The organism is Duganella sp. GW821-FHT07G03 (assembly GCF_059418605.1).
In genome coordinates, this window is record NZ_JBWKQE010000005.1 from 1 (window position 1) to 25,363 (window position 25,363).

Annotated in this window: 24 protein-coding genes; 15 read left to right on the forward strand and 9 right to left on the reverse strand. The window is 66.3% G+C overall.

The annotated features are described in order from the left end of the window. A partial coding sequence (locus AC07OK_RS08660) for a transposase (protein ID WP_494689930.1) occupies window positions 1-702 on the forward strand: 702 nt, incomplete at its 5' end. 31 nt (window positions 703-733) lie between these two features. On the opposite strand, the gene AC07OK_RS08665 is transcribed toward AC07OK_RS08660, so the two are convergent. From AC07OK_RS08665 to AC07OK_RS08680, 4 genes are read right to left on the reverse strand one after another with little or no spacing between them, the layout of a single operon-like run. Continuing rightward, complete coding sequence (locus AC07OK_RS08665; RefSeq protein WP_494689931.1) at window positions 734-1,708, reverse strand: quinone oxidoreductase family protein; 975 nt, start codon at window positions 1,706-1,708, stop codon at window positions 734-736. Window positions 1,709-1,750: 42 nt separating this feature from the next. Continuing rightward, window positions 1,751-2,137, reverse strand: coding sequence for a methylglyoxal synthase (locus tag AC07OK_RS08670; protein ID WP_217946156.1), 387 nt, complete (start codon window positions 2,135-2,137; stop codon window positions 1,751-1,753). A 7-nt stretch (window positions 2,138-2,144) separates the two neighbouring features. Beyond that, window positions 2,145-3,053 carry a DMT family transporter gene (locus tag AC07OK_RS08675; protein WP_494689932.1) on the reverse strand — a complete coding sequence of 303 codons (909 nt, stop codon included), beginning with the start codon at window positions 3,051-3,053 and terminating at the stop codon, window positions 2,145-2,147. A 54-nt stretch (window positions 3,054-3,107) separates the two neighbouring features. After that, window positions 3,108-5,624 (reverse strand): alkaline phosphatase D family protein, encoded by a 2,517-nt coding sequence (locus AC07OK_RS08680; protein ID WP_494689933.1) that lies wholly within the window; start codon window positions 5,622-5,624, stop codon window positions 3,108-3,110. A gap of 179 nt (window positions 5,625-5,803) precedes the next feature. Here AC07OK_RS08680 and AC07OK_RS08685 point away from each other — a divergent pair, with 179 nt between their 5' ends. The 10 genes from AC07OK_RS08685 to AC07OK_RS08730 all read left to right on the forward strand — a co-directional run bounded on the left by AC07OK_RS08685 (window position 5,804) and on the right by AC07OK_RS08730 (window position 14,757). Further along, window positions 5,804-6,913 (forward strand): glycosyltransferase family 9 protein, encoded by a 1,110-nt coding sequence (locus tag AC07OK_RS08685; RefSeq protein ID WP_494689934.1) that lies wholly within the window; start codon window positions 5,804-5,806, stop codon window positions 6,911-6,913. 51 nt (window positions 6,914-6,964) lie between these two features. Then, window positions 6,965-7,690: a YebC/PmpR family DNA-binding transcriptional regulator gene (locus tag AC07OK_RS08690; RefSeq protein WP_494689935.1), complete on the forward strand. Its 726-nt coding sequence runs from the start codon at window positions 6,965-6,967 to the stop codon at window positions 7,688-7,690. Between the two features lie 6 nt (window positions 7,691-7,696). Continuing rightward, a complete protein-coding gene (gene purD / locus AC07OK_RS08695; protein WP_494689936.1) occupies window positions 7,697-8,965 on the forward strand; it encodes a phosphoribosylamine--glycine ligase in 1,269 nt (422 codons plus the stop codon). Window positions 8,966-8,971: 6 nt separating this feature from the next. Further along, window positions 8,972-9,886 (forward strand): oxygen-dependent coproporphyrinogen oxidase, encoded by a 915-nt coding sequence (gene hemF, locus AC07OK_RS08700; protein ID WP_494689937.1) that lies wholly within the window; start codon window positions 8,972-8,974, stop codon window positions 9,884-9,886. 13 nt (window positions 9,887-9,899) lie between these two features. After that, complete coding sequence (locus AC07OK_RS08705) at window positions 9,900-10,559, forward strand: nicotinate-nucleotide adenylyltransferase (RefSeq protein WP_494689938.1); 660 nt, start codon at window positions 9,900-9,902, stop codon at window positions 10,557-10,559. Then, complete coding sequence (rsfS, locus tag AC07OK_RS08710) at window positions 10,560-11,249, forward strand: ribosome silencing factor (RefSeq protein ID WP_217946163.1); 690 nt, start codon at window positions 10,560-10,562, stop codon at window positions 11,247-11,249. 20 nt (window positions 11,250-11,269) lie between these two features. Next, entirely contained in the window at window positions 11,270-11,740 is a 471-nt protein-coding gene (rlmH, locus tag AC07OK_RS08715) for a 23S rRNA (pseudouridine(1915)-N(3))-methyltransferase RlmH (protein ID WP_020701344.1), read from the forward strand. Between the two features lie 11 nt (window positions 11,741-11,751). After that, complete coding sequence (locus tag AC07OK_RS08720) at window positions 11,752-12,372, forward strand: Maf family protein (RefSeq protein WP_494689939.1); 621 nt, start codon at window positions 11,752-11,754, stop codon at window positions 12,370-12,372. 77 nt (window positions 12,373-12,449) lie between these two features. Continuing rightward, window positions 12,450-13,916 (forward strand): ribonuclease G, encoded by a 1,467-nt coding sequence (gene rng / locus AC07OK_RS08725; protein WP_494689940.1) that lies wholly within the window; start codon window positions 12,450-12,452, stop codon window positions 13,914-13,916. Between the two features lie 67 nt (window positions 13,917-13,983). Continuing rightward, entirely contained in the window at window positions 13,984-14,757 is a 774-nt protein-coding gene (locus AC07OK_RS08730; RefSeq protein WP_494689941.1) for a hypothetical protein, read from the forward strand. Window positions 14,758-14,784: 27 nt separating this feature from the next. Here AC07OK_RS08730 and AC07OK_RS08735 read toward each other — a convergent pair whose 3' ends face one another. Then, window positions 14,785-15,237: a hypothetical protein gene (locus AC07OK_RS08735; protein WP_494689942.1), complete on the reverse strand. Its 453-nt coding sequence runs from the start codon at window positions 15,235-15,237 to the stop codon at window positions 14,785-14,787. A gap of 92 nt (window positions 15,238-15,329) precedes the next feature. Here AC07OK_RS08735 and AC07OK_RS08740 point away from each other — a divergent pair, with 92 nt between their 5' ends. Both AC07OK_RS08740 and AC07OK_RS08745 read left to right on the forward strand, forming a co-directional pair. Next, window positions 15,330-15,989 carry a hypothetical protein gene (locus AC07OK_RS08740; RefSeq protein ID WP_494689943.1) on the forward strand — a complete coding sequence of 220 codons (660 nt, stop codon included), beginning with the start codon at window positions 15,330-15,332 and terminating at the stop codon, window positions 15,987-15,989. Window positions 15,990-16,005: 16 nt separating this feature from the next. Then, complete coding sequence (locus AC07OK_RS08745; protein WP_494689944.1) at window positions 16,006-16,716, forward strand: thioesterase; 711 nt, start codon at window positions 16,006-16,008, stop codon at window positions 16,714-16,716. On the opposite strand, the gene AC07OK_RS08750 is transcribed toward AC07OK_RS08745, so the two are convergent. Next, the gene (locus AC07OK_RS08750) at window positions 16,713-18,272 is read right to left on the reverse strand and encodes a GGDEF domain-containing protein (protein WP_494689945.1); all 1,560 of its coding nucleotides are present in this window, start codon (window positions 18,270-18,272) and stop codon (window positions 16,713-16,715) included. The two genes, AC07OK_RS08745 and AC07OK_RS08750, sit on opposite strands and share 4 nt — an antisense overlap. A gap of 13 nt (window positions 18,273-18,285) precedes the next feature. Further along, entirely contained in the window at window positions 18,286-19,353 is a 1,068-nt protein-coding gene (waaF, locus tag AC07OK_RS08755; RefSeq protein ID WP_494689946.1) for a lipopolysaccharide heptosyltransferase II, read from the reverse strand. Between the two features lie 160 nt (window positions 19,354-19,513). Here waaF and AC07OK_RS08760 point away from each other — a divergent pair, with 160 nt between their 5' ends. Further along, on the forward strand, window positions 19,514-21,775 hold the full coding sequence (locus AC07OK_RS08760; RefSeq protein WP_494689947.1) for a glycosyltransferase family 9 protein: 2,262 nt from the start codon (window positions 19,514-19,516) through the stop codon (window positions 21,773-21,775). Between the two features lie 28 nt (window positions 21,776-21,803). On the opposite strand, the gene AC07OK_RS08765 is transcribed toward AC07OK_RS08760, so the two are convergent. Then, window positions 21,804-22,406 (reverse strand): response regulator transcription factor, encoded by a 603-nt coding sequence (locus tag AC07OK_RS08765; protein WP_494689948.1) that lies wholly within the window; start codon window positions 22,404-22,406, stop codon window positions 21,804-21,806. Continuing rightward, window positions 22,396-24,033, reverse strand: a complete 1,638-nt coding sequence (locus AC07OK_RS08770; protein ID WP_494689949.1) for a sensor histidine kinase — start codon at window positions 24,031-24,033, stop codon at window positions 22,396-22,398. The genes AC07OK_RS08765 and AC07OK_RS08770 overlap by 11 nt, the downstream gene beginning before the upstream one ends. 338 nt (window positions 24,034-24,371) lie before the next feature. Here AC07OK_RS08770 and AC07OK_RS08775 point away from each other — a divergent pair, with 338 nt between their 5' ends. Continuing rightward, complete coding sequence (locus AC07OK_RS08775; RefSeq protein ID WP_494689950.1) at window positions 24,372-25,346, forward strand: VirK/YbjX family protein; 975 nt, start codon at window positions 24,372-24,374, stop codon at window positions 25,344-25,346. Window positions 25,347-25,363: the final 17 nt, after the last annotated feature.

Here is a 25,363-nt window from a genome sequence, read left to right on the forward strand (position 1 = left end):
CGCGCCACTTGGTTCAAGATGCTTGATCAGCAAGGATGGGCGTGGATCGGGCGTATTCGCAATCGCGATATGGTGTGTGCAGACGGGGCCACTGATTGGGCGGGCTGCAAGACTTTATATGCCTCGGCGAACTTACAGCCCCGCGATCTCGGCAACTTTTCTTACGCCCGCGCCAATCCCGTTCGATGCGGCCTGATGATCTATCGCCGCTTACCCAAGCAGCGTCACCATAAGACAAAGCTGGGCAAGCCTTGCCATAGCTCCAATAGCAACAAGGCGCGTGCAGCTCAAAAAGAACCCTGGTTGTTGGCGGTGTCGCCTCGTCTGAAGTCGCTCAGTGCAAGGGAGGTGATTCGTGCTTACACAGGGCGGATGCAGATTGAACAAACCTTTCGTGATCTGAAGTGCCAACGCTCGGCATTGGGATTGAGTACCTGCCAAACCCGCAGCGGGCCACGGATGGCTATGCTGCTACTCATTGGCGCCTTGGCTTCCTACGCGCTATGGATCATCGGTCTGGCAAAACGTCGCAGTGCCCCCGCTATCAACTACGGAAGTGTCAAGCAGTCGACGCCCACCTTGTCTGTCGTGGGCCTAGCCATGTTCTGGCTGGATCAGAACCGTCACCTCAAAATTACTCGAAGTCAGCTCACCATCGCTCTTGGCGAGCTGAGATCGTTAATCGCTATCTTCAAAATTTGAGGGGAAGGTTCAGGACTTGACCCCCGAGGTTTTACGGCAGCAGGATGGAGGAGCCGGTGGTCTTGCGCGCTTCCAGTTCGGCATGGGCCCGGGCCACGTCGGCCAGCGCGTAACGCTGGCGGACGTCGATCTTGACCTCGCCGCTGGCGACCACGCCGAACAGCGACTTCGCCGCCGCCTCCAGATCCTCGCGCCTGGCCATGTAGGACATCAGCGACGGCCGCGTGATGAACAGCGAACCGCGATTGGCCAGCTCGCTCAGGCTGAACGGCGGCACCGGCCCCGAGGCGCTGCCGAAACTGACCATCGTGCCCAGCGGCTGCAAGCAGTCCAGCGAGCCGATGAAGGTGTCCTTGCCGATCGAGTCGTACACCGCCGCCACACCCTTGCCGTCGGTGATCTCCCTGACCCGCTCGGTGAAGTTTTCCTGGTTGTAGTTGATGACGTGGTGCGCGCCGTTCTCGGTGGCCAGCGCCGCCTTCTCTTCCGAACCCACCGTGCCGATCAGCGTCACGCCCATCACCTTGGCCCACTGGCAGGCGATCAGCCCGACGCCGCCGGCCGCCGCGTGGAACAGGATGGTGTCGCCGGCCTTCAGCGGCACCGTGCGGTGGAACAGGTACTGCACCGTCAAGCCTTGCAGCATCATCGCCGCCGCCGTGTCGAAGCCGATTTTCTCCGGCAGCACCAGCAGCTGCGAGGCCGGCATATTGCGCGCCTCGGCATAGGCGCCGATCGGCCGGCCCGCATAGGCCACGCGGTCGCCCACCTGTACCTCGGTCACGCCCTCGCCCACCGCCTCGACCACGCCGGCGCCCTCCATGCCCAGGCCGTTCGGCAGCGGCTGCACATACTGGCCGCTGCGGAAGTACACATCGATGTAGTTCAGGCCGATCGCCTCGTGGCGCACCTGCGCTTCACCGGGGCCGGGCGGCCCCAGCTCCACGTCCACCAGCTCCATTACTTCCGGACCGCCGACGCGGTTGATGCGGATTGCCTTGCTCATGTCTGACTCCGTTGTGGGGGAATGCGAAGAGTGTAGTCCCGGTCAGGCCGTCGCGGCGCGCAGCTGCAACTGCGACAGCACCAGGTGCGCCGACGAGAGGTTGGTGGCGCACGGCGTGTTGTGCACGTCGCAGGCGCGCACCAGGGCGTTGATGTCCGGTTCGTGCGGCTGCGGCGTCATCGGATCGCGCAGGAAGATCACGCAGTCGATCAAGCCCTCGACCAGCATCGAGCCGATCTGCAAGTCGCCGCCGAACGGGCCCGAATGCTTGCGGTCCACCGTCAGCCCCAGTTCGTTGATCAGGCGGCCGCCGGTGGTGCCGGTGGCGGTCAGGGTGCAGGTGGCGAGGAAGTCCTTGTACTCGCCGGCCAGCGCGATCATGTCGTCTTTTTTCTTGTCGTGGGCAATCAGGGCAATCCGGGTTTTCATGTCGATCCTATTTTTTTGACAGCAGATAAATCCCGGCCAGCACCAGCGTGGTGCCTCCCAACTGCCAGGACGTGACAGGCTCGCCCAGCAGCAGCGCGCCCAGGAACAGCGTTGAAACGGGGCCGATCATACCAGCCTGCGAGGCGGTGCCGGCGCCGATGCGCTGGACCGCGGTCATGGTCATAAACACCGGCATCACGGTGCACACGATGCCGTTGACCAGCGACAGCCCATACACCGGCAGCGGCTGGATCAGCCCGGAAGCCGGCCGCAGCAGGAAGAACTGGCCGATGCAGGCCACGCTGGAGACGCACATCGCATACGACACCAGCCGCAGCGCGCCGAGGCGCCGCACCATCTCGCCCGACAGCAGCAGGTACACCGAATACGCGGCGGCCGAGCCGGTGACCAGCGTGGCGCCGAGGATGACGTTCTTGCTGCCGCTGTTGAGGTCATGCAGGAACACGAAGACGATGCCGCAATAGGAGGTCAGCAGCGCCAGCCACTGCTTGCGGCTGATGTGCTGCTTGAGCACGGTGGAGGAGATCAGCAGCACGAAGGTCGGCGTCAGGAACAGGATCAGCCGTTCGAGGCCGACCGAGATGTATTGCAGGCCGAGGAAGTCGAGGAAACTGGAGAGGTAGTAGCCGACCAGGCCGAGGCCGACAATGCGCCAGCGGTCGGCGTTCGACAGCGGCGCTTCGGTGCGCATCTTCCACAGCGCGACGGCGGCGAACACCGGCAGCGAGAAGATCATGCGGAAGGCGATCAGCGTGACGGCGTCGATCTGATAGCGGTACAGCAGCTTGGCCACCACCGCCTTGGTCGAGAACAGAACCGCCCCGCCGATGGCGATACCCAAGCCGCCCAGATAGGCGGCACGCGCCGGCGCGCTGTCCGTGATGCTTTTTTCCATACCGGAATTGTACGGGCAAACGGACAGCGCCGCTGGCGGCGTCTGGTTTTACGCTCAGCTGATAGCGACGGCGGCCGAACCGGCCGTCACGGTGGCGGTGGTCACGCGGGCCACCACGCTGGTCGGCGCGTTGCCGCCCACCAGCTTGTTGACCTGCTTGAACTGCGCCACCATCTTGCCCGGCGTGAGCGTGACCAGCGTGAAACCCTGCGCATCGGTGTTCAGATGCTTGATCCACGGGTTGTTGCCCAGGCCGGCCAACTGCTGTGCCAGCGCCAGCAGCGAGACGCTGAAGTCGCTGCTCGCCTGCAGCCCCGCCAGCACCGCGCTGGTGGTCGGGTCCAGCTGCGCCTCCGGCAAGCCCTTGGCGCCCAGCGCGCCGCGCACCTGCACGCGGATCTGTTCCAGCAGGCTGGCCACGGTCGGCGCGGCCTTGCCCATGGTGTAGTCCAGCATGTTGATCGAGATGCTCAGGGTGCCCAGGCCGGTGACCGGGATCGCCAGCGGGTACGACACCAGCGCCGCGATGTCGCCCAGCGCCGACGCCGCGTCGCGCAGGTAGCTGAAGAACGAGTCCGAGCTGATGCCGGCCGACACCAGGTCCACCATCACCGGCGTGCCGCCGCCGGTGGCGTCGAAGTCGTCGCTGACGGTGCCGGCGAAGAAGGCGTGGATGTCGCCGGTGATCGCCACCACGTTGCTGATGCTGTTGGTCTTCAGGTGGCCCATCAGCGCCTTGCGTTCGCTGTTGTAGCCGTCCCACTGGTCGCAGTTGAGCAGGAAGCGCGCGAAGAACGGCGCCAGCGTCGCCTTCTTGCCCGACGCCGCCACGAACGGCGAGTCGATCTTCTTGGCCTGGATGTCCGGCTTGATGTAGCCGAAGGCGATGGTCTGCGCGCCGGCGCCGGCCAGCAGCGCCGGCGTCGCGCCGTTGGCCACGAGGTAGACGCGGCTGTACGCGGCCGCCGCGATGCTCGCCTGCGCAACCGTCAGGCCGGCCTTGACGCCTGCTGCGACCTGCGTCTCCAGCGTGCCGGCGGGGCCGGTCTGGGCGATCGCGCCGCCGCCCTGTTGCGCCACGGCCGCCGAGGCGCCCGCGGTGACCGCCGCCACGATCGCGGCCGCCAGCGGGAAGTTGCCGCCGGTGGCGACGGCGGTGCTGCCGATCGAGGCCGCGATGGTCGGCACCGCGTTCAAGGCCAGCAAGGTGGCGATGGCGTCCACGCCGTTCAGGCCCATGCGCAGCAGCGACACTTCATTGCCCCACAGTTTCCAGGTCGAGGTGGCGGCCTTCATCTTGTCCATCCACCACTGGCGCTGGGTGGTGCCCAGCATGGTGACGGTGGCCAGCGGCTCCAGGCCGATGGCGGTCGAACCGGCCATCTTCTGCGCCTCGACCGTGTTGAACACGTCCTGCTGCACCAGGTAGCGCGAGCCGATGCGGCCCAGCGGCAGGCCGGTGGCCGGATTGATCGACGATTCCGGGATCACGTGGTCGGCGCGGTACAGGCGCTCGTCGGTCATCACCAGCTGCATCAGCTTGCCGAACTGGAAGTCGCGGTAGATCTTGATGTTCTGGAAGCTGGTGGTGGCGGTGTCGAGGTTGACGTCGGCCGGCATGTATTCGAACCAGGCCTGGTTGGCGTTGCGGCGACGGCCGGTCTGGTGCAGGTCCGAGCCGTCGGCGTTGAAGCTGCCGTCGTAGGTCTGGGCGTCGCCCCAGGCGTCGTCCGAGAACTCGTGGTCGTCCCAGATGGCGATGAAGGCGAAGCGCTCGTGCAGCGCCTGCAGGCGGGCGTCGGTGCGGTACTTCTTGTACAGGTAGCGGTAGTCGGCCAGCGTGGTGGCGTACTTGGCGCCCGAGGTGCCGCTCTTGAAGGCGCCGTCCGGCAGCGTGAGCGCGTCATGGCGCGCTTCGACCGCGCCCTGCTGGAAGCTGTCGCCCACGGTTTCGTAGATGTAATCGCCCAGGTGGACGATGAAGTCCAGGTTTTCGCCGACGATGCTGGTCATCGCGCCCCAGTGGTTGACGCTCCAGTCCTGGCAGGTCATGTAGGCGAATTGCAGCTGCGAGACGTCGGCGTCGGCGGCCGGCGCGGTCTTGCAGCGGCCGACGTTGGAGCGCGTGTCGCCGGCGACGAACTGGTAGTAGTACACCGTGTTGGGATTCAGGCCGGTCACCTTGTGGCGCACGGTGTTGTCGTACTGCGACTGCAACGGCAGCTTGATGTCGACCACGGTGGCGCCGCTGAGCGCGGTGCTGCCGCCCAGGGCCGCGCCGTTGTCGACGGCGGTCATCACCAGGCGGATCGCGCTGTCCGAGGCGCTCGGCGCGGGCGCCACGCCGTCGGCAGCGGCCGGCACGGCGCGGGTCCACAGCATGATGCTGTCGCTGTGCGGGTCGCCGGAGGCTACGCTCTGCGGGAACTTCCAGGCGCCGCTGGCCAGCGGCAGATCGGTGGCACCATCGGCGGATGCGGAGCTGCTGCCGCCACAGGCAACCAGGCCGGCGCCGGAGGCGACCGAAACCGTAATAAAGCTGCCGTATTTGAGAAACTGCCTTCTATCCATGTCTGCTCCGCTTTTTTATAATGTGAAAATGTGAAAATATAAATAGTAGCAGCAAGATATGACAGCATCTCTACAAAAAATGGAGGACCGCCTCTAGGAGTAATATTCTTCCAGTTGCTTAACATAATTTGACTTTCTTACACCTGTACAGCGCCGACAATTACTGGCAAGCTCCACAAATGAAACAACTGATTCCCCCGACACTGCTTGCCCAGGCAAAAAAAATCCTGATCGTCACCCACATGGCGATCGGCGACTTCACTTACATGCAAATGTGCTTCCGCGCCCTCAAGCGCGCCCATCCGCACCTGGAAATCCACCTGTGGGTCGACGAGCGCCGACGTTCGGCCAACCCCGAGGATTGGCCGCACCTGAAGAACTACTCGCTGTACGACTGGCTGGCCGCCAGCCCCTACATCGACAAGACCTACGACCAGAACTACAGCCCGGCCCTGCACGCGCAATCGATCGCCGAGGCGCGCCGCGAGGACTATCCGATCGTCGCCTCGCTGACCCACATGGCCTGCCACCGCTACGCCAGGCTGACGCGCGAAATCTGCCCGCGCGGCTTCATCCTCGGCCTGGCCAAGCAGAAATACCGCTTCTTCGAGCTGTCCAAGAAGCTCAGCATCCTGAAATTCAACGCCACCATTCCGCTCTACGAATCGCAGGAACGCGACGTGCCGCACGTCAGCGACATCTACGCGCAATGGTTCACCAAGGCCTTCGGCCTCGACATCCCCAAGCTGGACCGCTACCCGGTGATCCACATCCCGGACCAGTGGACCGCTTATGCGCGCGATCAATTTTCCACCTGGGGCCTGGGCTCGAAGGTAGTGTTCATCAACACCTACTCCAAGGGCCCGGAGCGCTGCTGGCCGCTGGAGCGCGCCTTCGAGCTGATCAGGGAAATGCGCAGCCATCCGCAATGGCGCGACGCCGGCTTCGTGGTCAACGTGGTGCCGGAAGACCTGCCGGCCGCGCGCGAGATTTATAAAAATGCAGCCTTGCCTGATACGCATCTTTTCTCCGCGGTCGACAACTTCTTCCAGCTGCCCGCCATCCTCGCCCTGTGCAGCCTGATCGTCACCGTGGAAACCGCGGTGATGCACCTGGCGAACGCGGTGCACGTGCCGGTGATCGCCCTGATGCGCCAGAACAATCCGGAATGGGTGCCGATCGACCGCGAAAACAGCGCCGTCATCCTGGTCAAGGAGATGGACGCGTGGGTGACGAAAATCGAGTTGCCAGAGGTGATGGAAAAGGTTTTGAGTTGGCCCCTATGCTAGAATACCGCCCTCACCGCACACCAATGACATACCGCCGAAGGAAGACCGAACATGGCTGGACACAGCAAATGGGCCAATATCAAGCACAAAAAAGCAGCAACCGATGCTAAACGTGGCAAGATCTGGACCCGCCTCATCAAGGAAATCACCGTGGCTGCACGCATGGGCGGCGGCGACCTGACCTCCAACCCGCGACTGCGCCTGGCCGTGGACAAGGCGGCCGACGCCAATATGCCCAAGGATAACGTGCAACGCGCGATCACCCGCGGCACCGGCGGCGAGGACGGCGCGGCCTACGAAGAGGTTCGCTACGAAGGCTACGGCATCGGCGGCGCGGCCGTCATCGTCGACTGCATGACCGACAACCGCGTGCGCACCGTGGCTGAAGTACGCAACGCCTTCAACAAAAACGGCGGCAACATGGGCAACGAAGGCTCGGTGGCCTTCATGTTCAAGCACTGCGGCCAGTTCCTGTTCGCCCCGGGCACCAACGAGGACGCGCTGATGGAAGTGGCGCTGGAAGCGGGCGCCGAAGACGTGGTGGCCGACGACGAAGGCGGCTTCGAGGTGCTGTGCGGCCCGCACGACTTCGCGACGGTCAAGGATGCGCTGGAAGCGGCGGGCTTCAAGGCCGAAGTGGCCGAGATCATCATGAAGCCGGCCACCGAAACCGTATTCACCGGCGATAACGCCGTCAAGATGCAAAAACTGCTGGACGCGTTGGAAGCGCTGGACGATGTCCAGGAAGTCTATTCCAACACGCTGATCGAAGACTGAGGATTTATGAAAATATTGGTAGTCGGCTCCGGCGGCCGTGAACATGCGCTGGCTTGGAAATTGGCGCAATCGGAACGTATCCAGATGGTGTATGTCGCCCCTGGCAACGGCGGCACCGCGCGCGATTCGCGCCTGGTCAACGTCAACATCACGGACCTGCATGAACTGGCGACCTTCGTCGAGCAGGAGCACATCGGCCTGACCGTGGTCGGTCCCGAGACCCCGCTGGCCGGCGGCATCGTCAACCTGTTCCGCGCGCGCGGCCTGAAGGTGTTCGGCCCGACCAAGGAAGCGGCCCAGCTGGAGTCGTCGAAGGACTTCGCCAAGGCCTTCATGCAGCGCCACGGCATCCCGACCGCCAAGTACCAGACCTTCTCGGACGTCGCGCAAGCGCACGCCTACGTCGACGCCAACGGCGCACCGATCGTCATCAAGGCCGACGGCCTGGCCGCCGGCAAAGGCGTGGTGGTGGCGATGTCGCTGGAAGAAGCGCACCAGGCGGTGGACGACATGCTGGCCGATAACCGCTTCGGCGACGCCGGCGCCCGCATCGTCATCGAGGAATTCCTGGCCGGCGAAGAAGCGAGCTTCATCGTCATGTGCGACGGCAAGAACATCCTGCCGCTGGCCACCAGCCAGGACCACAAGCGCCTCAAGGACAACGACGAAGGCCCGAACACCGGCGGCATGGGCGCGTATTCGCCTGCGCCTATCGTCACGCCGGCCATGCACGCCCGCGTGATGCGCGAGATCATCAACCCTACCATCGCCGGCATGGCGAAGGACGGCATCGTCTTCACCGGCTTCCTGTACGCCGGCCTGATGATCGACGCCCAGGGCAATCCGCGCACCTTGGAATTCAACTGCCGCATGGGCGATCCCGAGACCCAGCCGATCATGTCGCGCCTGAAGACCGACCTGGTGGCGGTGATGGAACACGCCGTCAACGGCACGCTGGACCAGGTCGAACTGGAATGGGACCGCCGCACCGCCGTCGGCGTCGTGCTGGCAGCGGCCGGCTACCCGGACGCGCCGCTGAAAGGCGCCGTCATCGACGGCATCCCGGCCGAAACGCCGGAATCGGTGACCTTCCACGCCGGCACCACCGAAGTGGGTGGCCAGCTGCAGGTGACCGGCGGCCGCGTGCTGTGCGTGGTCGGCCTGGGCGACAGCATCAAGATCGCCCAGAAGCAGGCTTACGAAGTGGTCGACCAGATTTCGTTCGACGGCATGCAGTGCCGCCGCGATATCGGCTGGCGCGGCCTCAAGCATTAGGATAAGATGTCGTCCTTTCCGCACCCTTCCGCCGTCAAGGCCTACCTGCTCGGCCTGCAAGATCGTATCGTGCAGGCGCTGGAGGCCGTCGACGGCAAGCCTTTCCTGCGCGACGCGTGGGACCGGCCCGAGGGTGGAGGCGGCATTTCGCGCCTGATCGAGGAAGGCAACGTCATCGAGCGCGGCGGCGTCAACTTCTCGCACGTGATGGGCGCCAAGCTGCCGCCATCGGCGTCGGCGCACCGCCCCGACCTCGGCGGCCAGCCGTGGGAAGCGATGGGCGTGTCGCTGGTGATCCATCCACGTAATCCATACGCGCCGACGGTGCACATGAATGTGCGCTTCTTCACCACGACCACCGCCGACGGCGAGCCGGCGTGGTGGTTCGGCGGCGGCATGGACCTGACGCCCTACTACGGCGACAAGCAGGACGTGAAGCACTTCCACCAGGCCTGCGCCGATGCGCTGCAACCGTTTGGCGATGCGCTGCACCCGCGCTTCAAGCAATGGTGCGACGAGTATTTTTACCTGAAACACCGCCAGGAAGCGCGCGGCGTCGGCGGCATCTTCTTCGATGACTACAACGAAGCGGGCTTCGAGCAAAGCTTCGCCATGATGCAAAGCGTCGGCGACGCTTTCCTCAAGGCCTACCAGCCCATCCTGGAACGCCGCAAGGACACGCCGTACGGCGAACGCGAACGCGACTTCCAGGCCTATCGCCGTGGACGTTACGTCGAGTTCAACCTGGTGTTCGACCGCGGCACGCTGTTCGGCCTGCAATCGGGCGGCCGCACCGAGGCGATCCTGATGTCGATGCCGCCCATCGTCAAATGGCGCTATCGCTGGGAGCCCGAGGCCGGCACGCCGGAAGCGGCGCTGTACAGCGATTTCCTGCCGCATCGCGACTGGCTCGCCGCGTGACGATGGCCTGCTGATGGTCTACCGAACTGCACTGCTGGGAGGCAGCTACGATCCGGTGCATCATGGTCACGTCGCACTGGGCGCGCTCTTTGCGCAGCTGCTGCAAGTAGACCAGTTGCGCGTGATCCCCGCCGGCCTGCCCTGGCAGAAGTCCACCCTGAAGGCGACGCCGCGCCAGCGCGCCGAGATGGTGGCGCTGGCCTTCGCCGGCGCGGCATACGACGTCGTGGTCGACCTGCAGGAAATCGAACGCGGCGAACAGGGACTGGCCACCTACACGATCGACACGCTGCGCCAGGTGCGCGCAGAGCTGGGCCCGTCGGCCTCCATCTCTTTTTTGATGGGCGCCGACCAGCTGCAACGGCTCGATACCTGGCATGAATGGCAGGCGCTGTTCGACTACGCCCATATCTGCGTAGCCGCCCGCCCCGGCTTTAACCTGGCCACCGCCGGCCTTGCGCCGGCAGTGGCCGAGGCGATTTCCCGCCGTCTGGGAACGCCTGAACAAATCCGCAACACGCCGCACGGTCTGACTTATCTGGCACAAGACTTCGCGGTGGATATCTCCGCCACCGAAATACGTGCGGCATTACAACGGGGGGATAGCGCAAACTCGCTTATCCCGCCGCTAGTGCTAGACTATATTGAACAACATAATCTATACAAAAGCTAAATGGACATCAAAAAACTGCAATCCCTCGTCGTTGACGCCCTCGAAGACGTCAAGGCCCAAGATATCGCCCTGTTCGATACCACCCACCTGACCAGCCTGTTCGACCGGATCGCCATCGCCTCCGGTACCTCCAACCGCCAAACCAAGGCGCTGGCCGCCTCGGTGCGCGACAAGGTCAAGGCCGCCGGCGGCGACGTCTACGGCATGGAAGGCGAGGACACCGGTGAATGGGTGCTGGTCGACCTGGGCGACATGATCGTCCACATCATGCAGGCGCCGATCCGCGCCTACTACCGCCTGGAAGAGCTGTGGGGCGACAAGCCGGTCAAGGTCGGCGCCGCCAAGCGCAAGTCCACCGCCGAAGGCGAAGCCGCCGACGAGCCGAAGAAGATCAGCAGCCACATGGCCGCCGGTAAAGCCAAGGTCGACGTCAAGCCGGTGATCGAGAAGAAAACCCCGGCCCGCAAAGCCGCCGCCGCCAAACCGGCCGCCGCCGCGAAAAAGCCGGCCGCCAAGAAAGCCGCTGCTGTCCCGGCCGGCAAGACCATCAAGGTCGGCAAGACCAAGTCCGCCGTCGCCGCCGCCGAAGTGCTGAAGTCCCTGCCGCCTAAGCGCAAGGTCGCCAAGCCCAAGGCCGACGAAGCGCCGGTCAAGACCGTCATCAAGCGTATCAAAAAAGTCGAAGAGTAACGCTGTATGGGTAACTGCGCATGCAGCTGATCATCGCTGCGGTCGGTCACAAGATGCCGGCCTGGATAGAAACGGGCTTCGCCGAATACGCGAAGCGCATGCCGCCGGAACTGAAAATCGTGCTGAAGGAAATCAAGCCGGTCGACCGTTCGGGCAGCAAGACCGCCGCCACCGCGATGGCGCTCGAACGCGAGCGCATCGAGGCGGCGCTGCCCAAATCCGTCCGCATCATTGCGCTCGACGAGCGCGGCAAGGACCTGACTTCGGTCGGCCTGTCGCAGCAGCTGGAAGCCTGGCAGCAGGACGGCCGCGACACGGCCTTCCTGATCGGCGGCGCCGACGGCCTCGATCCGGAGCTGAAAGCCCGCGCCGAAGGCTTGATACGCATTTCCAGTATGACGCTGCCGCATGGTATGGTACGGGTACTGCTGGCGGAACAGCTGTACCGTGCTTGGTCCATCACACAGAACCACCCTTATCACCGCGTTTAAAACATAACTATATGAAGCCGGTCGACAAAAAGATTTACCTCGCGTCCAAGAGCCCGCGACGCCGCGAACTGCTGCGCCAGGTGGGCATCGATTTCGAATTGCTGCTGCTGCGCAGCGACGGCCCGCGCGGCCCCGACGTCACCGAGGACGTGCAGCCCGGCGAAGCGCCGCTCGACTACGTGTCGCGCGTGGCGCGCGAAAAGGCCGCGTTTGCGGCCGACCTGGTGGTCAAGCGCCGCATGGCGCCGCGCGTGGTGCTGGCGGCCGACACCACCGTCACCATCGACGGCGCCATCCTCGGCAAGCCGGCCACGCCCAACGAAGCCATCGCCATGCTGCAACAGCTGTCCGGCCGCACCCACCAGGTGCTGACCGCGATCGCCGTGCATTCGGCCGATTTCGCCGGCCAGATCACGCAGGTGTCGGACGTGACCTTCGGCGTGCTGTCGCCGGCCGCCATCAGCGCCTATTGCGCCACCTCGGAACCCTACGACAAGGCCGGCGGTTACGGCATCCAGGGCCCGGCCGCGCAGTTCATCGAACACATCACCGGCAGCCATTCCGGCATCATGGGCCTGCCGCTGTACGAGACCGCGCAGCTGCTGCGGCAGGCGGGTTTGCCGCTACCCTGAGCGGCGTGTATGATCGTCGTTCAGCCACAGCGATTACAGAAGCCGCAGTTTGCAAAAACCAGCGGCCGATGAGACAAATGAACGAAGACATCCTGATCAACATCACCCCGCAGGAAACCCGGGTCGCCCTCATCTTGCAGGGCGCCGTGCAAGAGCTGCACATCGAACGCACGCTCACGCGCGGCCTGGCCGGGAATGTCTACTCCGGCAAGGTCGTGCGGGTGCTGCCCGGCATGCAGTCGGCCTTCATCGACATCGGCCTGGAGCGCGCGGCCTTCCTGCACGTGGCCGACATCTGGGAAGCCCGTCCGCACGACGGCGGCCAGAACGCCGTGCCGACCCCGATCGAGAAGATCCTGTTCGACGGCCAGGTGCTGACGGTGCAGGTGATCAAGGACCCGATCGGCACCAAGGGCGCGCGCCTGTCGACCCAGATCTCGATCGCCGGCCGCATGCTGGTCTACCTGCCGCAGGACGCCCACATCGGCATCTCGCAGAAGATCGAAAAGGAATCGGAGCGCGAAGCGCTGCGCGTGCGGCTGCAAAGCCTGCTGCCGGCCGACGAAAAGGGCGGCTACATCGTGCGCACCCAGGCCGAGGACGCGTCCGACTCGGACATCGCGGCCGACGTCGAATACCTGCGCAAGACCTGGGGCGCGATCGTCCTCGGCGCCAAGACCAAGCCCGCCACCACCCTGCTGCACCAGGACTTGAGCCTGGCCCAGCGCGTGCTGCGCGACTTCGTCCACGACGACACCGCCACCATCCAGGTCGACTCGCGCGAGAACCACCTGGCCTTGCTGGAATTCGGCCAGGCCTACACGCCGGGCGTGCTGCCGCGCCTGCAGCACTACACCGGCGAGCGTCCGCTGTTCGACCTGTACGGCGTGGAGGAAGAGATCCTGCGCGCGCTGGGCCGGCGCGTGGACCTGAAGTCCGGCGGCTACCTAATCGTCGACCAGACCGAGGCGATGACCACCATCGACGTCAATACCGGCGGCTTCGTCGGCGGCCGCAATTTTGCCGACACCATCTTCAAGACCAACCTGGAGGCGGCGCACGCGATCGCCCGCCAGCTGCGGCTGCGCAACCTGGGCGGCATCATCATCCTCGACTTCATCGACATGGAAAACACCGAGCACCGCAACGCCGTGCTGCAGGAGTTGAAGAAGACGCTGTCGCGCGACCGCACCAAGGTGTCGGTGTCGGGCTTCTCGGCGCTGGGGCTGGTGGAGATGACGCGCAAGCGCACCCGCGAATCGCTGGCCCACATCCTGTGCGAACCGTGCCCGGCGTGCAGCGGCAAGGGACAAGTGAAGACCTCGCGCACCATCTGCTACGAAATCCTGCGCGAACTGCTGCGCGAAGCCAAGCAGTTCAACCCGCGCGAATTCCGCATCCTCGCCTCGCAGGAGGTGGTGGACATGTTCCTGGAAGAGGAATCGCAGCACCTGGCGATGCTGGGCGACTTCATCGGCAAGAAAATTTCGCTGCAGGTGGAGACCGCCTACCATCAGGAGCAGTACGACGTGATCCTGATGTAGTTTTTTATTGCCAAATTCAAAAACATGCCCTTACACTTAGTTTCCCTGGCAAAACAAAGAGGATGGCATGATCAGCAAAAAAACGACCTGCGCGCCGCTGGCGGCGCTCTTTCTTGCTCTCGCCGGATGTGGCGGCGGCGGCGGTGGTAGTAGTGGCGCTGCAAGCCCGTCCGCGCCGGCGCCGAGCGCGCAGGGAGCCTACTCGGGCAGCTACTCGAACGGCAGCCAGCATTTCACGGTGGTGCTGGAGAACGATCAGTTCTATACGCTGTACGGCAACACCACCGGCGGCGTGTTCGCGCTGGCCGGCTTCGTGCAGGGCAACGGCAGCTCCAGCAACGGCAGCTTCACCGCGAGCGACGTCAGGGACGCGACCGCCGCCGGCCAGCTGCTGTCCGGCTCACTCAGCGCCACCTATATCGCCGGCACCAGCTTCAACGGCACGCTGACGGAAGGCGCCAACACGGTCGCGTTCAGCGGCGCGCCGCTGGCGAGCAGCGTCTACAACTACAACGCCGCGGCGAACCTGGCCGACATCGCCGGCGTCTGGAACCTGACCTCGCTGCGCGGCTTCGCCAACACCTTCACCATTGCGGCCACCGGCAGCTTCACCGCCGTGTCGGGCGGCTGCTCCTTCAGCGGCAGCTTCACGCCGCGCAGCTCCGGCAAGAACGCGTTCGACGTCGCCGTCACCTATGGCCCCGCGCCCTGCCTCCTGCCCGGACAATCGCTCAGCGGCCTGGCGATCGACTACCCCATCTCCGCCGGCTCGCGGCAGCTGGTCATCGCGCTGCTGAACCCGGCGCGCACCAGTTCCTCGGCCTTCGTCGGCGTGCGCTGATGCTGATGCAAGCGGCCGGCGCGACGCCTAGCGGGTCGGCGTCACGCTGATCACGGTGCGGCCCAGGTCGATACCCCTGATCTGCACCGAGCCGAAATTGCTGCTGTCGTTGACGCCGGCGCGGATGTTTTGCAGGTCGAGCTCGCCGATCGTCGCCGGCAGCGCCAGGTTGACCGAGCCGTCCGCGTTCATGCGCAAGGCCGCGCCGTCCGTCCCATACGCCACATCCCTGGCCGTCACGTCGGCATTGAGCAGGCCCAGCAGCGGGAACAACTGCGTTCCCATGCCGGCGGCCTTGCTGTCGCCCCCGCCCCCGAACAAGCCATGCAGTGGAAACAGGCTCCGGCTCAGCGACCTGGCCGGCAGGCGCGGCGCGGGCGCCGGGATCGGCGTCGACACGCCACGCAACTCGGCGTCGTTCAGCACGTGCAGGGTGCCGCCCGTTTCGGCGGCCGCGATGGCGGCGGCGCCGAGCAACATGGTACCTGCAAGAATTTTAAGAATAGCCATATGGGACCTCAGCTTGATGTGATGGCATAATTGTAATATCAATCACACTGATCGGAGACAGCATGACGATACCTTACACCCTGGCGGCACTCGGATTGGGCCTGGCGCTGGCGGCGCCGTTCGCGCCGGCGGACGACCACGCCCCGGTGGCGGCGCCCGCGCCGGCCGTCGGCGATTCCTGGACCTACCAATACACCGACGTCTGGAAGGGCGCCAAGGGCAACCTCAACCGCATCGAGGTGACCGCCGTCGACGCCGCCGGCGTGCACGTGGACATCAAACGCGCCGCCAGCGGCGCCCTGCTGACCAGGCAGCTGTTCAGCGCCGAGATGAATCCCATCGACCGCGGCGCCATGCACTTCGCGCCCGCGTTCGCGCGCTACGCCTTCCCGCTGGCACCCGGCAAGGAGTGGACCACCAACGCCACCGGCGACAATCCCAAGTCCGGCAAGCACTGGCGCTACCGCATCAAGGGCAAGGTGCTAAACTGGGAGAAGATCACGGTGCCGGCCGGCCAGTTCGACGCGCTGAAGCTGGAGGTGGAAGCCTTGTACAACGGCGAGGAGCCCAACAGCCCGGGCGGCAGCGGCCAGCTGACCGAGACGCTGTGGTTCGCGCCCGAGGTGAACAACTTCGTCAAGCTGGACTACCGCGATACCGACTGGAATGGCCGCATCTTCAACCGCGACAGCTGGGAGCTGACCACCTATGTGCGCAAATAGGCACTTGTGAGACCGCATGGACGGCGCCGACACCCACCCAGCGCCCTACAGTGACGGACGGCTGCACGCCCGTCCCGCGCTGCTGCGCCAGCAAGCGACCGCCCTGCCCCTGGCGCTGCCGCCCGGCAGCCACCGGCTGGGCTTCCCCAACCATCGCCACGCGCGCCTGCATGTGCCGCCGCACGACGGCGCCACGCCGCTGCCGCTGCTGGTGCTGCTGCACGGCGCCGGCGGCCAGCACGGCGGCGGCGACGCCATCGCGCTGGCGCACGCCACCCTGCACGGTTCGCTGCTGCTGATGCCGGAAGCGCTGTCGACCAGCTGGGACGTGCTGCGCGGCGGCTACGGCCCCGACCTGGCCTTCATCGACCGCCTGCTGGTGTGGACCATGCAGCGCTACGAGGTCGACGCCGACGCCGTCACCCTCGGCGGTTTTTCCGACGGCGCCTCGTATGCGCTGTCGGTCGGGTTGATGAACGGCGAATTGTTTTCCGACATCCTGGCGTTCTCGCCCGGCTTCATGGCGCCGCTGCGGCGCAGCGGCATGCCGCGCGTGTTCATCGCCCACGGCAAGGGCGACCAGGTGCTGTCGGTGGAACGCGGCAAGGCCATCGCCGTGCGCCTGGCCGGCGAAGGCTACCAGGTGCGCTATGCGGAATTCGACGGCGCCCACGTGGTCTCGCCGCCGGTGGCCCACGCCGCGCTGCGCCAGCTGGCGCTGCGCTAGGCGGCGCTGTCCGGCGGCGGCGTGGTGGCCGGCGGCGCGGCCGGCATGGCGGCCACGCCGACCTGGTTGCGGCCGGCCGACTTGGCCGCGTACAGCGCCTTGTCGGCCGCCGCCACCAGCTGGCCGGAGCTGTCGCCCCGCCGCGGCGCCATCGCCGCCACGCCGGCGCTGATGGTCAGCACGCCGAACGGGCTGCCGCGGTGCGCGGTCTGCAAGGCCTCGATCGCCAGCCGGATGCGCTCGGCCACCGCCTGCGCGCCGGCGAGCTCGGTGTCCGGCAGCAGGATGGCGATTTCCTCGCCGCCGTAGCGCGCCACCACGTCGCCGGCGCGCTTGGGCGTCAGCGCGCGTATCAGCTTGCTCACGGCGCGCAGGCAATCGTCGCCGGCGCCGTGGCCGTACAGGTCGTTGTACTGCTTGAAGTAGTCGACGTCGATCATCACGAAGGCCAGCGTGTCGGCGTGGCGCATGGCGCGGCTGAACTCGTTGCCGAGCGTGACGTCGAGCTGGCGGCGGTTGGCCAGCCCGGTCAGGCCGTCCTGCATCGCCAGCCGCTCCAGCGTGCGGTTGGCGCTTTCCAGCGCGTCGCGCGCCTGCAACAACTCGGCCTGGGCCTGCACCCGCAAATTGATCTGGGCCACCAACCGCTTGCCGAAAAAGCCCAGCAGCGCGGCCAGCACGATCACGCCGATCGAGCGGGTGAAGCTGTCGTGGCGCCAGTGCTCCAGCATCTCTTCCTGCGACAGCGCGGCCGTCACGAACAGCGGATAGTGCTCCAGCGCGCGGTAGCTGTTGTAGCGCAGCTCGGCGTCGTAGGGCGAGGCGAACAGGCCGCTGCCGTTGCGCTGGGCGCGGTAGGCCTGGAACAGCGGGGTATCGCGCAGGCTGGTGCCCACCCGCTGGTCGTCGAACGGCTGGCGCAGCATCAGCACGCCCTGGCTGGAGATCAGCGCCACCGCGCCGCGCGCGCCGATGTCGAAGCTCTGGTAGAAGCGGCGGAAGTAGTCGATGTCCAGCGTGGCCAGCGCCACGCCGGCGAAACTGCCGTCGGCCTTGTTCAGGCGGCGCGACACCGGGATGATCCACTTGCCGCTGCTGCGGCTGATCACCGGCCCGCCCACATGCGGCCCGCGCCCGGCGTGGGTGCGGTGGTACACAAAGTATTCGCGGTCGGCATTGTTGAGCGACGGGCCCAGCACGGCGGGCGAGTTGACCAGCCACTGGCCGGCTTCGCCGTAGATGAACAGGCCGGCCAGCTGCGGCAGGTTGGTCACGTGCACCAGCATTTGCCGGCGCACCCGTTCCAGCTGCGGCGCGCCCACGCCGTCGGTCTCGACGCGTTCGACCAGGTCGGCCAGCGAGGTGTCGGCGGCCTTGATGGTGTCGTCGGCGTGCTGCGCCATGGCGCGCGCCACGTTCGAGGTCAGGCGCTCCATCTCCAGCACCTGGGCGTCGCGCGCGATCAGGCTGCGCCAGACGTCGACCGCCACCAGCGACAGGCAGACCACGCCGACAAACAGCGTGGCCCAGAACGTGATCGTGTAGCGTTTAAACATGGCGGCGCATGGCTCAGCCCACCGGCAGCATGGGCTGCAGGCTGCGCCACACCAGCGCCGGCGTCAGCTTGACCATGCAGTCCTGGTGGCCCAGCGGGCACTCGCGCTGCTTGCACGGCGCGCAGGTCAGCCGCAGCGACAGCGCCGCCGCCATATCGGAAAACGGCGGCGCGTGGTCGGGATCGGTGGGGCCGTACAGCGCCACCACCGGCCGGTTCAGCGCCGAGGCGATGTGCAGCAGGCCGGAATCGTTGGCGACCACGGCGGCGCTGGCGGCGATCAGGGCGATGGCCTCGGCCAGGCTGGTCGAGCCGGCCAGGTTGAACAGGGCGCCGCCCGCCACGCCGGCCGCCACCTCGGCGCAGGCCGGCTGGTCCTTGGGCGAACCGAGCAAGGCGATCTGGGTGGCGCCGTCGCGCGCCAGCAGCGCTTGCGCCAGGCCGGCGAAGTGCGCCGCCGGCCAGCGCTTGGCGCCGCCGAATTCGGCGCCGGGCGCGAACGCCACCAGCGGCCGCGCCGGGTCGATGCCGTGGCGCCGCAGCACCTCGGCCCTCTGCTGCGCGCCGACCGCCATACGCGGCTTGGGCAGGGCGGCGCGCCGGGCGGCGTCCTGCAGCGCCTGCGGCGCGGTCGCCAGCGCGGCGTAGAACGCCACCATCGGCCGCGGCGGCGTTTCATCGTGGTGCATCACATTGATCAGGCCGTGCCGGCTCTCGCCCTTGTAGCCGACCCGGCGCCCGATGCCGGCCAGCCAGGGGATCAGCGCGTATTTGATGGTGTTGGGCAGCACGTAGGCGTCGGCGTAGCCGCGCCGGCGCAGCAGGCGCGCATATTTCCAGCGCTCGCGCAGTTGCAGCGCGCCGTGGCGGAACGGGGTTTCCAGCACCTCGTCGACTTCGGCCATCTGCCGCCACACCGGCGACACCGCCGGCGGCGCCAGCACGTCGATCGGCCGCTCCGGATGGGCCGCGCGCAGCAGTTGCAGCAGGGGCTGGGCCATGACGGCGTCGCCGATCCAGTTGGGGGAAATGACCAGGGTGCGCGGGACGCTCCCGGCGGTGACGTTTTTATCTTGTAACACGGAGTCTTTCTTCGTCAGGCCGGTGGCCCATGCCGGCTCGATTATCGCCCATCGCGGCCCCAGCCACAAGCCGACCATGGCCCGGAATCCCCGCGCCGAACTGCTATAATCGGCCTTTTTAGCCGGCCTCCGCCGCCTCCACCGCCCTCACCGTGTGACCATGACTCCAGCCAGCTCCTCGACGCCGCAAACCGAATATGGGGGGCCGCTTTCCTCCACGATGATTTTCCTGCTGCCGGCGCTGGCGCTGTCGAGCAAGGTCGGCCTCGGCCTGGTCCAGTTGCTGATCCTGCTGCTGCTGTTCCGCCGCGGCCCGCTGATGCTGGCGCTGTACCGCCGCCACTGGAGCGACATCGGCGGCGTGGTGATGGCCTTCGGCGGCTATTTCCTGGTATCGCTGCTGCGCCTGCTGCTGGACCGCCAGAGCCTGCACACCCTGGACGGGCCGTCGCGCCTGCTGTTCGGCCTCAGCTGCATCGGCGTGATGTACTACCTGCGCCCGCGCGCCCGCCATTTCTGGCTGGGCCTGGGCTTTGCCGCCGTGCTGTCGGCGCTGGTCGCGCTGTACCAGGTCACGATCGGCGGCCTGGACCGGGCGATCGGCTTCACCCATCACGAAATCACCTTCGGCGACCTGGCGCTGGCCTGCGGCCTGATGTCGCTGTGCGGCCTGAGCGACCTGCGCCACACCCGCTTCGCCTGGCTGCCCGTGGTCGGCCTGCTGTGCGGCCTGTTGGCGTCGATGCTGTCGGCCTCGCGCGGCGGCTGGCTGGCGCTGCCGCTGGTGCTGATCCCGGTGGTGCGCTACGGCGCGCGCATGTACGGCCGCCGCCTGCTGCTGGCCGGCGCCGTGCTGCTGGCGCTGGTGCTGCTGGCGTTCGCCGTGCCGGCCACCGGCGTGGCGGTGCGGATCGCCCAGGCGTTCGCCGACATCAACAACTATCTGGTGCTGGGTGACGCCAACACCTCGGTCGGCATCCGCCTGGAGCTGTGGAAGGCGTCGTGGATGATGTTTTCCGAACATCCGTGGCTGGGCGTGGGCCGCGAACAATTCGACGTCGCGCTGCACGCGCTGGCGGCCCAGGGCCGCTTGCAGCAGTCGGCGGCGCTGCTCTACAGCAGCAGCCACAACGACATGCTGAACTGCCTGGCCACCGGCGGCCTGCTCGACTTCAGCCTGCTGCTGACGATGTATATCGCGCCGCTGTGCTTCTTCGCCGGCCAGCTGCGCCGTCCGGACCAGGGCCAGCATCCGCTGGCGCTGGCCGGCATGGTGGCGGTGGTGGCCTTCTTCGCCTTCGGCCTGACCGACGTGATGTTCTGGCTGATGATGCCGAAAGTGTTTTACGTGATGATGGTGTGCAGCCTGGTCGGCATGTGCCTGGCCGCGCAATACCCGGCGCCGGTGCCGCGCCGCATCCTGATCGCCCGCACCGACAATATCGGCGACGTGGTGCTGACCCTGCCGCTGGCGGGCTACCTGAAGCAGTTGTATCCGCAGGTCGAGGTGGTGTTCCTGTGCCGCCGCTACGCCGCCGCCGTGGTGGCGCAGTGCCGCCACGTCGACCGGGTGCTGACCCTGGAAGAACTGGGCGACGACTGGGCGCACGGCCTGGCGCAGACCGGCTGCGACACCATGATCTTCACCTTCCCGCAGCGCACCCTGGCGGCGGCGGCGCGCCGCTCCGGCATCCAGCGCCGCATCGGCAGCAGCCACCGCATCCACCACTGGTACCACTGCAACCGCCTGGCGACCTTCAGCCGCGCCAATTCGCCGCTGCATGAGGCGCAGCTGAACTTCAAGCTGCTGCTGCCGCTGGGCGTGGACGTGGAGCCGCCGCTGGAGCAGTTGAAGACCATGTACGGCCTGGACACGCCGCACCATCCGGCCGCCGACGCCGTGCTGGCCGCGCCGGGCTTCAAGCTGATCCTGCATCCCAAGTCCAACGGCAACGGCCGCGAATGGCCGCTGCAACACTACACGACGCTGGCGCGCCTGCTGGGCGCGGCCGATGGCGTGCGGGTGCTGGTCACCGGCAGCGCGGCCGAAGGCGAGCTGTTGGCGCAACAGGCGCCGGCGTTGCTGGCCTTGCCGAATGTGGAGAATCTGTGCGGCCGCCTGGACCTGGACGGCTTCACCGCGTTGATCGGCGGCTGCGACGGCCTGATCGCCAGCGGCACCGGGCCGCTGCACCTGGCGTCCGCGTTGGGACGGCCGGCGCTGGGCCTGTTCCCGCCGCTCAAGCCGATCGACATCGTGCGCTGGGGCGCGCTGGGCCCGCGCGCGCGCAGCCTGTGCACGCCGGCGGCCTGCGGCCATTGCGAGGACGCGGCGCGCTGCACCTGCATGCTGGCGATTACGCCGGAGCAGGTGTTGGAGGTGGTGGAATCGTGGCGTGCCGAGGCGCTGGTGCCGGCCTAGTCCTGCACGCAGTTAGGCCGGCACGCAGTTAATCCTGCATCGTTATCCGCACCAGGTCGGCGACATTGTCGACCCCCAGCTTGGCCATCAGCCGCGCCTTGTGCACTTCCACCGTGCGCACGCTGATGCCCAGCGCCGGCCCGATCTCGCGGTTGTGGCGGCCCAAGACCACCAATTGCATCACCTCGCGCTCGCGCGGCGTCAGCTCGCTCAGCAGGCTGACGCTGCGGCTGCGCCGTTGCTGCTCGCTGTGCACGCTGCGCGCGCGCGCCAGCGCCTCGTCGATGGCGGCAATCAGCTTGACGTCGTCGAACGGCTTTTCCAGGAAGTCCACCGCGTCCGCCTTGAACGCCGCGCGCGCCATGCTGACGTCGCCGTGGCCGCTCATGATGATCACCGGCAGCCCCCAGCCGCGCCGTTTCAGCTCCATCTGCAGGCTCAGCCCGTCCATGCCGGACATGCGGATGTCGATCAGCATGCAGCCGCGCCAGGCCGGCTGCCACGATTGCAGGAAAGCCTCGCCGCTGGCGAACATCGCGGTGCGGTAGCCGCGCACGCCCAGCAACAGGCCCAGCGCGTCGCGCACCGACGGGTCGTCGTCGACGATGAATACGGTCAAATCATGCTGCATAGCTCACCTGCTCTCCATCCTGCTCCAAAGGACGCGCCAAAGGCAGCGCCATCCTGAAAATTCCATGCTCGCCCACTTCGGCCCACAGCGATCCGCCGTGCGCCTCCATGATGGCGCGGCTCAGCACCAGCCCCAGTCCCAGGCCGCTGGCCTTGGACGACACAAACGGCTCGAACAGCCGCGCCGCCAGCGCCGCCGACACGCCCTTGCCGCTATCCTCCACCGACAGCTGCAGGCAGCCGCCCTGCTGCTGCTGCCCCTTACCCTTACCCTTGCGCTTGCCGTCCAGCCGCTGGCCCGACACGGTGATGCGGCGCGCGCCGGCCGGCTGCTCCTGCACCGCCTCCAGCGCGTTGGCCAGCAGGTTGCGCAGCACCAGTTCCAGCTGCAAGCGGTCGGCCAAAATCGTCAGCGGCGGAATCTCGCCCACCACCAGCTCGACCCCATGCTCGCGCAGCTGGGCGAAGAACTGCTGGCTGATGCCCGACACCAGTTGGCCGGCATCGACCGGCTCCAGCTTCATCGCGCCGGTGCGGAAGAAATCGCGCAAGCGTCGCACCACGTCGGCGGCCCGGCCCGATTCGGCGATCATGCGCTGGATCGCGCCCTTGAGCACGTCGCCGCTCTCGCCCCGCTCCAGCAAATATTCGCATGCCTTGCCGTAGGCGGCCAGCGCCGTCAACGGCTGGTTCAATTCATGCGCCAGCGCGGCCGCCATCTCGCCGGCCGCCGCCAGCCGCATCGTCTGCTTGAGCTCGCTGGCCACCTTGCGCAGCTCGTCTACCGCGATGCCGATCGAAAAACCCACCAGCGCCAGCACCGCGTCCAGCATCTGCAATTCGTGCACGGCGATATTGACCGCGTTGTTCCATTTGACCAGCGCGCCTATGCCCGCCTGCAGCATAAACACCATCAGCGCCGTGCCGAACAGGCCCTGGCGGAACGCCGCCCAGATCACCGGCAGGAACAGGAAATAAAAATGCTTGAACTCCGAGGTGGCGATGGTGCCGAACACCATGTCCAGCACGCCGATCGCCAGCGCCAGATAGGCCAGCGTCTCGGCCCGCCACACCGTCGCCCGCAAGCGCTGGCGGTCGCCCGCGCTGGCCAGCATCCAGATCAGCGGCATCGACACCAGCACCCCGACCATGTCGCCAATGCCGAAGCGCAGCACCGCCTCGCCCCACTGCCCGGCCGGAATCAGCCCGGCCGCCGACAACACGGAGATATAGCCGACATCGTTGATCATGGTGCCGACCACCACGATCAGCACCCACCGGAACAGCCGGTCGCGGCTGTCGAACACGCCGCCGTCGCCGAACTGGCGCCGCAGCGCCGCGCCCAGCAGGCCATAGCCGGCGCTCAGCCAAAGCGAACTCAACAAGCTAACCGTCCAGCCGGCCGGCATGCCGCGCACCAGCAACTCGCCGCCCACCAGCGCCACGAACCACGGCAGCGCCGCGCGCCAGCCGTGCCGCAACCAGAACACCAGCCCCAGCGCCGGATCGGGATTCCATGGCGTGATGTTCAAGCCATAGAAGGGGTCGATATAGGTCGCCCAGTCAAATAGCAGGTACAGCGCTATGAAAGCGGGAAATTCCAGGTAACGCAGACGGGAGAGAGACATACGGGAGGCTTTGTATCGTTATGTAGCATTATGCATTGCCAGAATTCATCGCGCATTGCTTTTTGCAACTACGCGTTCCCCTTACGCCCGCGCTTTCCCCTCTATACAACACTTACACTTCCGAAGCTGTAATTATTAAGGGAAAACCGTAAGCCTTTACCCCAATTTACAATACGTTACACTGGATTTACGATGATCACATGTCGTAATGGCACTCCCCATTGACGAGAAGACACTAAAGTAGCCGTGCCGCCTTATCCCGCCGGCCGTCAATGATGTCTCCCGTGCAGCTGCCGCCATACCATCCCTTGCAGCCCGATTTACATGAGAGACGTCAGATGTCGCAGTTAATCACCCTCCGCTCCGGTGCGGCCGACTTTAGCGGGTTGAAGCAGCTACGCGAAACCTTCAAGCTGTCGCTGCGCGCCCTGCTGCATCGCCAGGCCACGGTCGGCTGGCTGCAACTGCTCAACTCCCATCCGCTGTTCATGGACCTGGTCAAGGCCCGCCCGCGCCTGCTCTACAAGATTTACCGTCCCTACCTGAGCAACACGATGAACTGCGCCCAGCGCGTCGACCTGCTGCAACAGCACTACCGCTTCATCTTCCGCCAGGGCCTGGGGCCGCTGACGGTGCGCGCCGCGCGCGGCGCCGTGGTGCTGGGCAGCGTCGAGGGCAAGACCGGCCTGCGCTACCAGCTCGAATTGCGCGCCATCGAGCCGATGGAACGCGAAGGCGAACTGGTGCTGCAACTGAAACAAGATGGCGTGCTGGTCTACAGCTGCGCGTTTTCCTTCCTGCAGGGGGTGCGCGGCATGGTGCTGGGCATAGGCTGCATGCAGGGCTCAAAAAGCGAACAGGGCCTGCAAGTGATCAAGGACGCCACGCGCGAGCTGCACGGCCTGCGGCCGAAGAACATGATGGTCAAGCTGCTGAGCCAGATCGGCCACGACTATGGCTGCGTCGAGCTGCGCCTGGTCAGCAACGTCAACCGCGTGGTCTGCGGCGCCTCCCGCCAGGGCAAGGTGCACGCCGATTACGACACGCTGTGGCAAGAGCTGGACGCCAGCCGCCGCGCCGACGGCGACTGGCGCCTGCCGTGCGAAGCCATCGCGCCGCCGGACCTGGCCGCGATCGCCTCGAAGAAACGTTCGGAAGCGCGCAAGCGCCATGAAACGCTGATCGCCGTCAGCGCCGCCATCCGCGCCGGCCTGAGCGCGCCGCGCTTCGAAGCGGTGCCGACGCCGCTGGGCCAGAACTACAGCACCCGCCCCGCCGTCGCGCACGACGACGACGAATACGCATTGGCCTGAAAAATCCGGTACCATGG

Coding starts and splice junctions, on each gene's coding strand:
- AC07OK_RS08665 (WP_494689931.1), bottom strand. CDS start 1,708: ATGAGCAAGGCAATCCGCATCAACCGCGTCGGCGGTCCGGAAGTAATG.
- AC07OK_RS08670 (WP_217946156.1), bottom strand. CDS start 2,137: ATGAAAACCCGGATTGCCCTGATTGCCCACGACAAGAAAAAAGACGAC.
- AC07OK_RS08675 (WP_494689932.1), bottom strand. CDS start 3,053: ATGGAAAAAAGCATCACGGACAGCGCGCCGGCGCGTGCCGCCTATCTG.
- AC07OK_RS08680 (WP_494689933.1), bottom strand. CDS start 5,624: ATGGATAGAAGGCAGTTTCTCAAATACGGCAGCTTTATTACGGTTTCG.
- AC07OK_RS08685 (WP_494689934.1), top strand. CDS start 5,804: ATGAAACAACTGATTCCCCCGACACTGCTTGCCCAGGCAAAAAAAATC.
- AC07OK_RS08690 (WP_494689935.1), top strand. CDS start 6,965: ATGGCTGGACACAGCAAATGGGCCAATATCAAGCACAAAAAAGCAGCA.
- purD (WP_494689936.1), top strand. CDS start 7,697: ATGAAAATATTGGTAGTCGGCTCCGGCGGCCGTGAACATGCGCTGGCT.
- hemF (WP_494689937.1), top strand. CDS start 8,972: ATGTCGTCCTTTCCGCACCCTTCCGCCGTCAAGGCCTACCTGCTCGGC.
- AC07OK_RS08705 (WP_494689938.1), top strand. CDS start 9,900: ATGGTCTACCGAACTGCACTGCTGGGAGGCAGCTACGATCCGGTGCAT.
- rsfS (WP_217946163.1), top strand. CDS start 10,560: ATGGACATCAAAAAACTGCAATCCCTCGTCGTTGACGCCCTCGAAGAC.
- rlmH (WP_020701344.1), top strand. CDS start 11,270: ATGCAGCTGATCATCGCTGCGGTCGGTCACAAGATGCCGGCCTGGATA.
- AC07OK_RS08720 (WP_494689939.1), top strand. CDS start 11,752: ATGAAGCCGGTCGACAAAAAGATTTACCTCGCGTCCAAGAGCCCGCGA.
- rng (WP_494689940.1), top strand. CDS start 12,450: ATGAACGAAGACATCCTGATCAACATCACCCCGCAGGAAACCCGGGTC.
- AC07OK_RS08730 (WP_494689941.1), top strand. CDS start 13,984: ATGATCAGCAAAAAAACGACCTGCGCGCCGCTGGCGGCGCTCTTTCTT.
- AC07OK_RS08735 (WP_494689942.1), bottom strand. CDS start 15,237: ATGTTGCTCGGCGCCGCCGCCATCGCGGCCGCCGAAACGGGCGGCACC.
- AC07OK_RS08740 (WP_494689943.1), top strand. CDS start 15,330: ATGACGATACCTTACACCCTGGCGGCACTCGGATTGGGCCTGGCGCTG.
- AC07OK_RS08745 (WP_494689944.1), top strand. CDS start 16,006: ATGGACGGCGCCGACACCCACCCAGCGCCCTACAGTGACGGACGGCTG.
- AC07OK_RS08750 (WP_494689945.1), bottom strand. CDS start 18,272: ATGTTTAAACGCTACACGATCACGTTCTGGGCCACGCTGTTTGTCGGC.
- AC07OK_RS08760 (WP_494689947.1), top strand. CDS start 19,514: ATGACTCCAGCCAGCTCCTCGACGCCGCAAACCGAATATGGGGGGCCG.
- AC07OK_RS08765 (WP_494689948.1), bottom strand. CDS start 22,406: ATGCAGCATGATTTGACCGTATTCATCGTCGACGACGACCCGTCGGTG.
- AC07OK_RS08770 (WP_494689949.1), bottom strand. CDS start 24,033: ATGTCTCTCTCCCGTCTGCGTTACCTGGAATTTCCCGCTTTCATAGCG.
- AC07OK_RS08775 (WP_494689950.1), top strand. CDS start 24,372: ATGTCGCAGTTAATCACCCTCCGCTCCGGTGCGGCCGACTTTAGCGGG.